Annotated in this window: 13 protein-coding genes; 1 reads left to right on the top strand and 12 read right to left on the bottom strand. The window is 55.8% G+C overall.

The genetic code is table 11. The annotated features are described in order from the left end of the window. Positions 1–7 precede the first annotated feature (7 nt). The 4 genes from RMS95_RS03160 to RMS95_RS03175 are packed head-to-tail and all read right to left on the bottom strand — an operon-like array spanning position 8 to position 3,124. Positions 8–1,099, bottom strand: a complete 1,092-nt coding sequence (locus tag RMS95_RS03160) for a hypothetical protein (protein WP_310643519.1) — start codon at positions 1,097–1,099, stop codon at positions 8–10. Positions 1,100–1,108: 9 nt separating this feature from the next. Beyond that, positions 1,109–1,504, bottom strand: coding sequence for a hypothetical protein (locus RMS95_RS03165; protein WP_310643521.1), 396 nt, complete (start codon positions 1,502–1,504; stop codon positions 1,109–1,111). 26 nt (positions 1,505–1,530) lie between these two features. After that, positions 1,531–2,595 carry a hypothetical protein gene (locus tag RMS95_RS03170; protein ID WP_310643523.1) on the bottom strand — a complete coding sequence of 355 codons (1,065 nt, stop codon included), beginning with the start codon at positions 2,593–2,595 and terminating at the stop codon, positions 1,531–1,533. A gap of 25 nt (positions 2,596–2,620) precedes the next feature. Next, positions 2,621–3,124: an LPP20 family lipoprotein gene (locus RMS95_RS03175; protein WP_310643525.1), complete on the bottom strand. Its 504-nt coding sequence runs from the start codon at positions 3,122–3,124 to the stop codon at positions 2,621–2,623. A gap of 134 nt (positions 3,125–3,258) precedes the next feature. Here RMS95_RS03175 and RMS95_RS03180 point away from each other — a divergent pair, with 134 nt between their 5' ends. After that, a complete protein-coding gene (locus RMS95_RS03180) occupies positions 3,259–4,362 on the top strand; it encodes a sigma-54 dependent transcriptional regulator (protein WP_310643527.1) in 1,104 nt (367 codons plus the stop codon). A gap of 36 nt (positions 4,363–4,398) precedes the next feature. Here the strand turns inward: RMS95_RS03180 and RMS95_RS03185 are convergent, their stop codons facing one another. The 8 genes from RMS95_RS03185 to flhA form a co-directional block, all read right to left on the bottom strand. Then, positions 4,399–5,418 carry a flagellar motor protein MotB gene (locus RMS95_RS03185; protein ID WP_310643529.1) on the bottom strand — a complete coding sequence of 340 codons (1,020 nt, stop codon included), beginning with the start codon at positions 5,416–5,418 and terminating at the stop codon, positions 4,399–4,401. After that, complete coding sequence (locus RMS95_RS03190; protein ID WP_310643530.1) at positions 5,418–6,278, bottom strand: motility-associated protein; 861 nt, start codon at positions 6,276–6,278, stop codon at positions 5,418–5,420. Before RMS95_RS03190 ends, RMS95_RS03185 begins: the two co-directional genes overlap by 1 nt. 90 nt (positions 6,279–6,368) lie before the next feature. Continuing rightward, positions 6,369–6,791 (bottom strand): flagellar export chaperone FliS, encoded by a 423-nt coding sequence (gene fliS, locus RMS95_RS03195; protein WP_310643531.1) that lies wholly within the window; start codon positions 6,789–6,791, stop codon positions 6,369–6,371. 93 nt (positions 6,792–6,884) lie between these two features. Then, positions 6,885–7,682, bottom strand: coding sequence for a hypothetical protein (locus RMS95_RS03200; protein WP_310643533.1), 798 nt, complete (start codon positions 7,680–7,682; stop codon positions 6,885–6,887). Continuing rightward, positions 7,679–8,434, bottom strand: coding sequence for an RNA polymerase sigma factor FliA (fliA, locus tag RMS95_RS03205; RefSeq protein WP_104799885.1), 756 nt, complete (start codon positions 8,432–8,434; stop codon positions 7,679–7,681). The genes RMS95_RS03200 and fliA overlap by 4 nt, the downstream gene beginning before the upstream one ends. Further along, the gene (locus RMS95_RS03210; RefSeq protein ID WP_310643535.1) at positions 8,431–9,258 is read right to left on the bottom strand and encodes a MinD/ParA family protein; all 828 of its coding nucleotides are present in this window, start codon (positions 9,256–9,258) and stop codon (positions 8,431–8,433) included. Before RMS95_RS03210 ends, fliA begins: the two co-directional genes overlap by 4 nt. Then, complete coding sequence (locus RMS95_RS03215; RefSeq protein WP_310643537.1) at positions 9,251–10,633, bottom strand: hypothetical protein; 1,383 nt, start codon at positions 10,631–10,633, stop codon at positions 9,251–9,253. Before RMS95_RS03215 ends, RMS95_RS03210 begins: the two co-directional genes overlap by 8 nt. Before the next feature lie 36 nt (positions 10,634–10,669). Then, the gene (gene flhA, locus RMS95_RS03220) at positions 10,670–12,766 is read right to left on the bottom strand and encodes a flagellar biosynthesis protein FlhA (protein WP_310643538.1); all 2,097 of its coding nucleotides are present in this window, start codon (positions 12,764–12,766) and stop codon (positions 10,670–10,672) included. Positions 12,767–12,883: the final 117 nt, after the last annotated feature.

Genomic DNA, 12,883 nt, shown 5'->3' on the forward strand with positions numbered 1-12,883 from the left:
GTGTCGCTCAGGCTTGGGTGTCAATCAAGGCGCCATGCGGCGGTGGGGCACGATCGGCCTTCACGTCGGGTCGGGCCGCGTTGTAGACCTGAAAACTACCCATCACCAAACCCGCGCTTTCAAGCTCATAGGTCAGCTCACTCGCATTGAAGCGTGCCTGCGCGGCCACCTCTTCTTTGAGGGCCCACATGGTCAAATCAACATGCGCGTTCTCGCTGATGGTGGTTTTGAGCCAAACCTCCCCCAACACGCGACTTTGGGTGTGCATGTTCACCACCAAAGGATTTTTGGGTTGCCCGGGCTGATCGCCACGGCGCTCAAAGCGCATCTCCAGAGGATCAGCGTCTTTGAAGGGAATCACAAAGGCCAAATTGAGTTCGCCTTTGTGCCAATCTTGTGCAGCCTGCAACTGGGCGGATTCAGCCTCGTCCACCGCATGCTGCAAGGCTTCGGTGTCGCCACCTTCCATGGCGCCCACACGCGCGCGATCAGCCATGATGAGACGCAGCAATGCTTTGACATCCGACTCAACTGGCGCACCTTCCGCCAAGCTGGCTTCGCCACTTTTGCCATGCTGCAACACCCAGCGACGCAAGGTCTGCGGCTGCAAAGACGCCATGCTCAAGCGCTGAGCTTTGATGCGCTCTTTCAGCGCACTGCTGCCAGCAGGCAACAGACTCTCCAACATGCCGGGCTGCATCAAACTCATCAAGGCGGTGAAGCCGCCAGGCTGGAACAGCAAGGTGTTCAACCGCGAAGGCTGAGCGGGCACAGGTGCGCCCGTCGCAGGGTCGACCCCAGCAAAACGACCCGTGTGCAGGAGCTGCAACGTCCACTGCCCCGTCGGCAAAAGGTGCGCACGCAGTTGCATGACGTCGCCCTCTTTGATGTAGGGCGAGAGCGGCAGATTGAACACATGCTCGTTGAGCGTGAGTTTGAGTTGGTCTTGTCGCAGCGCTGCCGTGGCTTGCACCACTTGGCCATCGTGCAAACCCAGCGCACGCGCGACGGGCGCATCGACATAGGCCGTGCGCATGTCGAGGTGCACAGGCGATGCCCGAGAGACTTGGTAGACGCCCTCAGGGCCAAGAATGGCCATGGTTCGACCTTAGGGGAAGCGCACCCAGTTTTTGCGCTCGTTCATGTTCATGTCACGGGTGGAATAGCCACCCGCCCAAGTGCTGCCCGAAGGTGCGGAAGCTTTGCCGCTCGCGCCCAACTGGGTCCGCAACAAATCTTCGTTGCTTGGCATGCGCAGCACCGCACCGGCGATCAACACGCGCGGGGTGGATTGGGTGAAGGCTTGCGGGTTTTGTTGCATCAGGGCTTGGCGCAGAACTTCGATTTTGAGAGGGCTTTCCGCCAAATGTTGGCGAATCACTTTGTCGATTGTGTCACCGGCATGCACGGTGTAACTTTTGCCAGCGGGCTCAGCCGCCCAAACAGCGCCCGACATCAACCACATCGCCAGCAAAGCGCGCAAGGAAACAGGCAACGTGTTCATGTGAATTCTCCGTGTCAACATTGTGTTCAGTAGGTGTAAGGCCAAGCGACCCAAGTGCCGCGAAATTTTTGCGCTTGTCCTGCCACCTGCTTCAATTCAGCTTGGTAGGGGCTGACGGATTTGACTTCCGCCAACACCGCCGCGTCAAGCGCACCACCTTCTAAAGCATGCTTGGGCAACACCCGCGAATCAGCCAGCATGAGCTTATCGCCCACTCGAAGACCGGATGTGCCACCGGCATTGAGCGTGAGTTTGCCCGGCTCATCTTGCAAAACCGCAAAGCTTTGCGGATCGCAGGCGAGTTGTTTGTCGAGTTGTTGCGCCAAGCCCGCCACCGACTGCGCGATCGCATCGGCTGTATCAAGATCGATTTTGGGCTGCCCCAAACGGTCAGCTTGGGGGAAGGTCAACACCAAATCTTGGGCACTCAACCAAGTGCCACGCGCCCCAGGACCACGCACTTGCCACTGCATGGCAAAGCCTGACAGGTCATCGGTGGTGGTGCCTTGTGGCGCGGGGGCCAAGGTCAATTGCAAATGCCACTGCACATGCTCTTCACCGTGCCCATGCGTCAATCGGTCGTAGGCGCGGGTGTGCACAGGGTCGGTCATCAAGCGCCAATGTTGGGCTTGGCTGGCCGCTTCGAGCAAACGGGCTCGGGCAGTGCGACCAATTTGCTGCGCATGAAAACGTTGTACCGCGCGCAAGCTGGGCGACAAATCCACACTGACGGACATGACATGCATCAATGGGGCTTTGGCTTGCGTGGCTTCGCAACGCTTGGGCGCGACGGCCTCGACGTTGGCATCGGCCATGTCGGCTTGCGGTTCGTTGTTGGCGTCACGGGAGTAGGACTTGACGCGTAAATCACGCACCTTGATCTCAGAGCTGAAACGGTTCAGTTCTCGCAAAGCGCCATCGGTTTCCATCCAACTGGTGGCGGTGACTTGAGTGTTCGCTTTCATGGCGGTTTCAACCAACGCACTGCGGATCGCTTTCAAGCGTTCCTCAGGATTCAAGTCGGCCGCCCATACGCCCTGCCCGAGGCTGGCGCCAACGAGCACAAAGGGCATCCAACGCAAAAAAGTCATAGCACGCATCTCCAAACGGGGCGCATCAGCGGCGTTTGTTGTTCAAGCTGGCGACGTAGAGCGTGCGCAAGTCATTGACGACACCACGGTCCAAGGACATGGTGGTTTCGTACGTGTCGTCCCCCACAGGGGTGATGCTGACCAACACGGCGCCAAAAATGACACCCTCCACACGCGCACGGAACGTGTCACTCATCACCGTCATGTCAGCCACCGTGGTGCTGGCGTCCAACTGCTGGCCGTAAACCTGCTCGGTCAAAGCGCGGTAGGCGTCAAGTTTGGACGCACGAATGGCCAACAAACGTTGTTGCGCTGGGTTACGGTGGTTTTGAATACTAATCACCGCATAACCTGTTGCCACCAAGGTCTCACGCTTTTCAGTCATGGGCGTGATCATCGTGGCGGGCTTGTTGTCCGCAGCGGATTGGGGCGGCTCTTCGTACTCGTGAACGTGGTGGAACTTAAAAGCGGAGCAGCCGCTCAAAAACAAAGTGACCGCAAGTGCAGTCCAAATGGTGATGCGTTTCATGTCGTGTTCCTAAAACAGGTCTCCCCCTTGATTCGGTACGAAATGAGGCATCTTTAATATTTTGACGAATGAATACTTTTACCGTCTTGTCGCATTTGCTCCGCCAACGACAATCATGTGTAGGAATTTTTGACATGAAACAGATTACTCACTTTATTGGATCGAGCACATCCGCTCAATCGCTACGCGATCTGGTCGCCACCATGGCCAACTCGAACGCCACTGTCATGATCACAGGCGAAAGCGGTACCGGCAAAGAACTTTTGGCGCGCCTGTTGCATGATCAATCTGAGCGTTGTGGTGCCAACTTTGTGCCGATCAACTGTGCCGCCATTCCCAAAGATTTATTAGAAAGCGAACTATTTGGTCACCGCAAAGGGGCCTTCACAGGCGCTGTCGCAGACCGCATTGGTCGCTTTGAGTTGGCCCATGGCGGCACCATCTTTTTGGATGAAATTGGCGACATGTCCTTGGACATGCAAGTCAAATTGCTGCGTGTGTTGCAAGAACGTACGGTCGACCCGATTGGCGGCACACGCCAAATCAATGTCGATGTGCGCGTGATCGCAGCGACTCACCGAGATTTAGAAACCGAAATTGCAGCGGGCCGCTTCCGCGAAGACTTGTATTACCGCCTTAACGTGTTGCCCATGGTGACGCCGCCGCTGCGCGAGCGTCAAGACGATGTGCCGGAACTGCTGACCTTTTTTGCCAAAAAATGCGCCAACTTTGGCAAACAACCCATCACCTTCAAACCCGACTTTTTGCAAGCGCTGCAAAAGTACCCTTGGCCTGGCAATGTGCGTGAATTGTCGAACTTGGTAGACCGCTTCAGCACGCTGTACGCCGGTCAAGAGTTGGAGTTACGTGCCATTCCGCCCACTTTGCTGCCCAAAGGTCTGATTTCGGCACAAGCTGAATTGCAAGCCATTGCCCCCTTGTTGGCCAAGTTAGAAATGACACCGCCGCCCGAAGTGTTGATTGAGTTGGACGACCAACCGGAACCTGAAGACGACAACGACATCGAAGGCATCATCATGTTGGCACAGGGCATGCCGCAGCTGCCGCCCGAAGGTCTGTCATTGAAAGAGCGCATGGCTCAGATCGAGCGCAGCATCATCGAGCAGGCTTTGAGCCGCAACTCGGGCAATGTGTCGCGCACGGCCAAGTTGCTCAATTTACAGCGCACCACCTTGATCGAGAAGATCAACAAGTACGACTTGCGCTCTGTCGCCTGAACTGGGCTTGGGGTATAGAGCCCAGGCTAGGCGGTTTTAGTCTCTGTCTTGGTCGTTGTAGAGCACGGTGATGCTCATGCGACGGTTACGCGGATCGCGTGGGTCTTTGGGGTTGAAGGGGTCGGTGTCAGCCACACCTTCAATCCGCGCAAAGCGGTTTTCTTTGATCCCTTTTTTCTCCAACAACGACCGCGTCACTTCAGCGCGCTCTGCTGACAGCGACCAGTTGTTGCGCCCTTCAGGGTTTTGGAACTGCACGCTGTCTGTGTGACCGCGAATCGCCACTTTGTTCGGAATATCCGCCAACGACGCGGCAATCTCAGCAATCAAACTAGAGGCTTTGCCTTGCATGTTCATACCGCCGCTGGGGAACATCGCAAAGTCAGCTTTGTCGATGATTTCAATGCGCAAACCGTCTTTGTCGCGAGTGATCGACACTTGGTCTTTCAAACCTTCGAGTTTTTTGTTTTGAGACAGCTTTTGCTCAATCTCTTGCTCGAGCTTGGCAAAGTCAGCTTGCTCTTTGGCCGCAGCGACTTCTTTTTTCTGCTCTTCCGTGAGCTTATCGGGATCGGAATATGGGTTTTGGTTTTCCTGACCGGGCTCGGTGCTCGGGTTAGGGCCACCTTCAGAGCGAGGTGTCAAACGTTCCAACAGGCCCGTTTGTTTGGCAGAAAACGGAAAACCATCGGGGTCGATGATGGATCGACCGCCGAACATGCCGTTGGAGCCCGCCAATTGCCCGATGGCAATCATGCTTTGTGAGGTCGGTTTGAAGTAATCCGCAATGCTTTTGCGCTGGTCTTCGTTGGAAGCGCCCAGCAGCCACATCAACAAGAAGAAGGCCATCATGGCCGTCATCATGTCGGCCAACGCAATTTTCCAAGCACCGCCGTGGGCACCGCCGTGGCCATCATCAATGATTTTCTTGATGATGATCACCGGCGCTGGCGCAGCCGGCGTGTCTTCGGGAATGGGAGGTGGCGCGGGCGGCGCTACAGGCTTGGCCTCACCTTCGGGTACGACCGCAACAGCGGCGTCTTTTTCATCCGCCATTATTTCCTCAGCGCATCAAAGAGTTCGCCAAAGGTAGGCTGACTGTCGTGGCTGATACACACACGCGCACCTTCGATGATCAAAGGCACGGGGTAGCCGTGCATGTTGCCCAAAATGATCTGCTGCGCCACTTTGAGCACTTCGCCGTCATCGTCAATGATTTGCTTCAAGCGTTGGGCAAAGGGCTCAAAAATACCGTAAGCCATAAACACACCCAAGAACGTACCCACCAACGCGCCACCAATCAGCGCACCCAGCACAGGCGGGGGTTGGTCAATCGCGCCCATGGTCTTCACCACACCCAACACGCAAGCCACAATACCCAGCGCAGGCAAAGCGCCTGACAAAGCCGCCAAGGCCTCGGCTGATTTCATTTCATTGTGGTGATGGAGCTTGATCGACGTGGTCATCACGTCTTCAACGGCATAGGGGCTCAGCGTGCCTGAAGACACCACCATCAAACGGATGGTGTCGCAAACCAAACCCACTAAACCATGGTCGTGCAGCATCTTCGGACATTCGCCAAAGATCGCACTGGCCTCAGGGTTCTCAACGTGCGATTCCATCGCCACGGCACCTTCGGCCTTGAGTGTCTTCATCAGCTTGGAGATGACGGCAATGATGGCGACGTAGTCGTCTTTTTTGTACTTAGGCCCTTTGACCACACGGCCAAAACCACCCATCGCAGCTTTGAAGATAGACAGGCTGTTGCCTGAGACCATGCCGGCAATACCCGCACCACCAATGATGAACATCTCACCAGGCGCGGCTTTGATAATAGGCCCCATGTCACCGCCGTGAGCGACGTAACCGCCGAACACGCAGACAAACAGCAAAATAACGCCAACAATCGAAATCATCTAACACTCCCCATGCAGGTCAGCGCACCTCGAACACTTCGGGTGCGCTTGTTTTTATCAATCCTAACAACCTGCAAGATTAACTGAATTTCAGTTCATCAAGCCTGTAGATCGGGTACTGGCTGGCACCAAGGAAGGCACGCCTTCCCAAGCATCGCGAATTTCACGCATCAAACCGTGAATCTCATCCAAAACGGTGATGTCGTTGTGGGCGTTCACATGGAACAAACGACGGGTCACATAGCTGTACAACTCATTGAGGTTGTTGGCCAAGTCGCCGCCTTTTTCAAAATCCAAAGCGCCTTGCAGACCAATCACGATGCGACTGGCGCGGGCAACAGCTTTCGATTTTTCTGCGATGTTGTTGTGTTGAATGTGACCGCGAGCGGTAGACAAGCTCTCCAGCAAGCCGTCAAACAACATTTGAATGAGCTGCACATTGTTAGCCGTGGCTACGCCTGTGGTGACTTTGACATTGCCATAACTTTGAATGGCACGCATGTTGGCTCGCATCTGATTAGCTCCTGTGTTTCTCTGGTTGACACAGACAGTATCGGAAGGGTGTCCAAAAACTTGAGCGCTTGTGTGTGAAGTTCATGCGTATCTTTACGCAATCTTAGCGTCTGCGGTCACAGGCTGATTGAATGGCACATCGGTCACCGTGTCGGTGGCCAAGTCTTGCCGCTGCTGATCCTCATACGCTTGCACATGCTCCAAGCCTTGGTTCAAAGCGTTGCCGCCTTCCAGCACCTCGGCTTGGCCGGTTTGATCGGTCAGCGCCAAGACGTTGTCGTCAGACGCATCCGCGGATGGGGCTGGGCGTTTGAACAAAAATTGAGAATACGGTGTGTCGTTAGGAATGCCAACACGCTGATACATCATGTCCACCACGCTGTCGATGGTTTGCTTTAAGCGGGCCAACACGTCTGGATCCGGATTTTTGGCGTAATCGCCACCGTATTCACGGGCATTGCGGTAAATGCTGCCCAAATGTTGGGGCGGCAACCACGATTGAATGTGCCCGCGCGCTGTCGAAATTTGGCGCTCCGAGTTGGGCACACGGTTTTCGATGCCTGCCGCATCCTCCACGCCATCTTGGAACGTGGCGGTGATGTGGGCGCGCAAGATCGGCTCGTAATGCGGGCGCAAGGCCTCCACCAAGTTCGCGTCAAAGCCATCGACTTGCTTGCCGTTCATGGCATCCCACAGCTTTTTACCTTCGAGGCCACTGAACAAAATATCGCCAGGTGGCGCAGGCTCAACTGGCGCCTCGGTCGCAGGCTGTGCGTTGGCGGGGTTTTCGTACATTTTGGCCAGCTGGTTGACCTTGTCGATCAAATACAGCGTGAGGATGACCAGCAGCAGCAGCACCCACGACACCACATTCATCATGAAGTTACTCATGCACGTCTCCTAGCAGCGGGTTGATCGGCCTCCGACCCTTCCACTTTCAAGGTGCCACGCAGTTTTTTGACCACCGATGACAAAATTTGGCTGACCCGAGATTCGCTGACCCCCAAGGTTTCGCCAATTTCCTTCAGGTTGAACTCTTCCACGTAATACAACTGCATGACCAACTGTTCACGCTCAGGCAACTGCGCAATCGCATCGGTCACCGCATCCATGAACTGGGCTTCTTCCACGATCACATCGGGCTGCTGCGAAGAATCATCCGCAATGCTCATCACCTCTTCGGTGACCACTTCCATCGAATACGTCTCAAAACGCTTGGCTTTGCCGCGTTCTTTGTGGAACTCTTCCAAGTCTTTGCCCATGTAATCGGCAATCTCTGCTTGGCTGGGGGCACGACCTAACTCGGCAGCCAAAGCGTGCACCGTGGTGTTGTGTTCTTTGTTGAACGCCACGGCAGAGCGTGGCAAGAACGACAAACGACGCACTTCATCCAGCATCGCCCCACGCACACGGCTGTGGGCGAAGTTTTCAAACTCGATGCCTTTGACGGGGTCAAACGCACGTGACGCTTCCAACAAACCGATCATGCCGACTTGAATCAGCTCATCAAGCTCCATGAACGCAGGAATGCGCGCCTTGAGGTGCAAGGCCACACGTTTGACCAGCCCGAGGTGGGCCAACACCAAGTCTTCGCCTTTGGGGGCGCAGGCTTTGTACATATTGACGGGAGAACGCGGGCTCATGACTCAGACGAACTGTTTTGCATCAGACGCTCCATGAAAAATTGCATGCCGCCCGACGGATGGTCGATGGGTCGTAAATGGGTGCAGGCTTCGGCCAAGCGCATGTAGTCACGCGAAGCGGCGGTGCCGGGGGCGAGCTCCAAGACTGATTGGTATTTTTTCAGGGCGCGCAACACCATCTCATCACTCTCGATGGAGGTGAGGTAGTGCACCGATTCGCCCAAGAAGCGCACGCACACGTCGTTGAGTTTTTTATAAAGTTTCCAACCCTCAGCTTGGGTGTTGACCATGTTGGGCAACAAATAGATTTCGTCTAAACCCATTTCTTTGGTCAAGATTTTGATGGTGCCGTACGCGTCAGCAATGGACGAGGGATCGTCTTTGACCACAATGAAACGACGCTGGCAGGCCGACAAGAACGACAGCACCGAGGGCGAAATGCCCGCCGCCACATCGACGATCAAGTAGTCGACATCGTCGGTCAAAGCGCCAAACGACTGCACGATGCTGGCCGCTTGCACTTGGCTCAACCCAGCCAACTCTTGCATGCCTGAGGCACCCGGGATCAGCTTGATGCCTTGGCGCGTGGTGAGCATGATTTCAGGCAAGGTCTTTTGCCCTGCCAAAAAGTGACCCAAGTTGTACTCGGCGCGTGCACCGAGGGCGATTTGCGCGTTGGCCAAGCCGAGGTCGGCGTCAAACAACATGACGCTGAAGCCCATTTGGCGCAAGGCCACGGCCAAGTTGATGGACGTGGTGGTTTTACCCACCCCACCCTTGCCGCTGGCGATGCCGATGATTTCAGTTTTACGGTGCTTACTCATGGGTCAGGCCTGTGGTTTCGGGTTTAAAGCGGGCGGCGATTTGGGCCAATTTAGAAGTGGCCAAATCGTTCAAGGCTGCATTGCGGGCGGCGTGGGGGTGGTCTTCCACCTCTGGCAAAGGCAAGTTGTCCAAGGCGCGCTTGACCAAATCGGTCATCGCAACGTCTTGCACCAAGTCAGCCGTGCGGTCGCCTGTGCTGGCCACTGACACGCCCAAGGTTTGCTCGGTCAAGAACTGCAACAGCGCCCATGGTTGGTTCGACTCGTCGAGCTTACTCAACATCAAAGAAGCCCATGTGTTGTCGGTGTTTTCAAACACGCGGCGCAAGTTGGCGGCGGATGCATCGGCAGGCACCACGGCGTGACACTGCACCTGCAGGTTCATGCTGCGCAGGTCGGCCAAACGCTCGTTCATTTGCACGCCGGGCGTGTCAATCAAAATCAATTCACGGTTGCTGTGCTCTTCGAGCAACAGCTTCAAAGTGGCGGCATTGGTGGCGCGGAAGCTGTCCACACCCGACTGGGCGCTGAGCAATTGTGTTTGGCTCCAAGCGCCAGCGCGTTGGTCGTGAAAGCTGATCACCACCACTTGTTCGCTGCCGTGGACGAGCGCGGCATTTTGGGCCAAGCGCGCAATCATCAACGATTTGCCAGCGCCCGAAGGACCGGCCAACGCATGCACACCCGACATAGGCGTCGCGGCAGACTCTTGGCCCACCGCATGGCTGAGTTGACGCTGCAAAGCACCCATTGCGTCGGCCATGTTGTCGTGGTCTTTGATGCAATCCATCAACAAAGCGCGCAACGCGACAGGAATGGGGGCATCGTTCAAGGCATCACGCAAAGGCGACAAGGCTGCAGGCAGGGGCACACTGCCCTGCCAAGCGGCCATTTGTTGGCCCAGTTTGAATTCGCGGCGCAAAGAAGCCAGTTCTTCGCGGACCAAGGCCACGATTTCGCGACCGCGCAAGGCGTCGTGCGCGTCTTCGGCGTGTTGTGTGGATTCTTTGACAGGGGTGGCTGCTTTGGACGCGGCCACTTTGGCAATCGGCTTGGCAACTTGGGGCTTGACCTCAATCAAGGGCTGAGCCACTTGGGTGGCTTGACGCTCGCGAGATTCGCGCTTGTTTTGATCGATGGTTTGACCCAACAGCACATCAAACTTGCCAGCAGGCGCTTTGGATTGAGAAAAGTCGCTCTTGATGAACGGCTCGGCCTCCTCAGGCGTCAAAGGCGACAAGTCCACGGCCACGATCAACTCCGTCAAGCCATTGACTTGGCTGCTGGAGATGATCAGCACATCGGGGCCGTACTGAGCCACAGCCTTTTCGTTGGCGGCGCGGGCGTCGCGGGCGAGGATTCGTTTCAGTTCCATAGGTCAGCTCACTCTGTCTTATTTGTTGTTGTCGGGTTATCGGCTTTTGGCGTCCACGGTGTGGATCACTTTGACGGCCTGATCGTCCGGAATTTCGCTGTAAGACAGCACAGTCAAATCGTTCACGCGGAAACGGGCAGCTTTGGACAGCCAACCACGAATCACAGGGGACACCACCAACACCGCGGGGTGACCCATTTCTTCTACCGTGCGTGCGCCTTCGCGCAAGCCGGCAAACAAGTTCTCAGACAAACCTGGCTCCATCACCACGGCTTGGCCAGGTTGGCTTTGTTGCAAGACGTTATGCAATAACTGTTCCAGGGATGGCTCCAAGGTCATCACTTGCAAGCCACTGTCGGCATCGACCAAGCTTTGCATGATCATGCGACCGAGCTTGGGGCGAACCATGGCGGTGAGTTGCTCAGGGTCTTGCGTGCGGGTGCTGGCCTCTGTCAAGGCTTCGGCGATGGTGCGCATGTCGCGAATCGACACCGATTCCGACAACAAATTCTGCAACGTGCGTGTCAAGATACCGAGCGATAACTTGCCTGGCACCAAGTCTTCGACGATCTTGGGCGACTTGGCTGCCAATTTATCCAACAGTTGTTGGGTTTCGTCGTGGCTCAACAAATCAGAGGCGTTTTCGCGCAGCACTTTGTTCAAGTGGGTAGAAATAGCAGTGGCCGCGTCAACCACGGTGTAGCCCAAAGTGCGGGCTTGGTCGCGTTGTGAAGGCTCAATCCAGACGGCTTCCAGACCAAATGCGGGTTCGCGGGTGGCGATGCCTTCGAGCTGACCGTACACATGACCGGGGTTGATGGCCAATTCACGGCCCACTTTGACTTCGCCTTTGCCACGCACCACGCCTTTGAGCACGATGTTGTAAGCGTCAGGGTCGATGTTCAAGTCATCACGGATGCGCACGGGCTGCACCAAGAAACCGAGTTCAGCCGACAACTTCTTGCGCACGCCTTTGACGCGTGTCATCAGTTCGCCACCGGTGTCGACGTTGACCAGGGGAATCAAGCCGTAGCCAATTTCCAAACCAATCAGATCGACTTGGTCCACATCGTCCCAGTCGAGTTCTTTGGGGGCTTCGGGGGCGACGGCATCTTTGACAGCCTGCTCGGCTTGTTCGTCTTGCACTTCGCGGGTGACGATCATCAAGCCCAAACCCGCGGCAGCGGCGGCCAGAGCAATGAACATCAAGTGCGGCATGCCGGGCACCATGCCCAAGATCAACAAGATGACAGAAGAGATAAACAAGGCGCTGGGGTTAGACAGTTGGTCCGACGCTTGCTCAGAGATGGACTCGGCGGTTGTCACGCGGGTCACGATGATGGCGGTAGCCAGTGACAACAGCAACGATGGAATTTGCGACACCAAGCCGTCACCAATGGTCAACAAGGTGTAAATCTTGCCGGCTTCAGCCACGGGCAGGTCGTGTTGGGCCACGCCAATGATCAAACCACCGACCAAGTTGATGATCAAAATCAACAAACCGGCCATGGCGTCACCGCTCACGAATTTAGAAGCACCGTCCATGGAGCCGAAGAAGTCTGATTCTTGGGCCAACTCGGCGCGACGCTTTTTGGCGGTGTCTTGGTCGATCACGCCAGCGTTCAAGTCAGCGTCGATGGACATTTGTTTGCCGGGCATCGCATCCAAGGTGAAACGGGCGTTCACTTCAGACACACGGCCCGCACCTTTGGTCACCACCACAAAGTTGATGATCATCAAAATCGCGAAGATGATGAAACCCACCACGTAGTTACCGGCAATCACGAACTCACCGAAAGCCTGCACCACTTTGCCAGCCGCATGGCCGCCTTCATGGCCATTGACCAACACCACACGGGTTGAGGCCACGTTCAAAGCCAAACGCAACATGGTGGCAAACAGCAAGACGGTCGGGAATGAAGAAAATTCGAGGGGTTTGCGGGTGCCGATGGCGATCATGATGACCACCAAGCTGATCAAAATGTTGAAGGTGAACAAAAAGTCCAGCAACAACGCAGGCAACGGCAAGACCAGCATGGACATGATGACGAGCACCACCGCCGGAATACTGAGTCCGGAGAGGTCAAATTTCGACAAGTTGTGTCGAATCGTTGACAGAGTGAGAGTGCTCATCGATGAAATCCAGTTGAATTGGAACGTTTAGTTGTCTTTTCATCCCTGACAAAACGTCGGGGACATCTTCACTAAGCAATCGATGTGCCAGCTCAATCTGACACCGACGTGGTTGCG

This window comes from Limnohabitans sp. (assembly GCF_031539175.1).
Lineage (GTDB): Bacteria > Pseudomonadota > Gammaproteobacteria > Burkholderiales > Burkholderiaceae_C > Limnohabitans.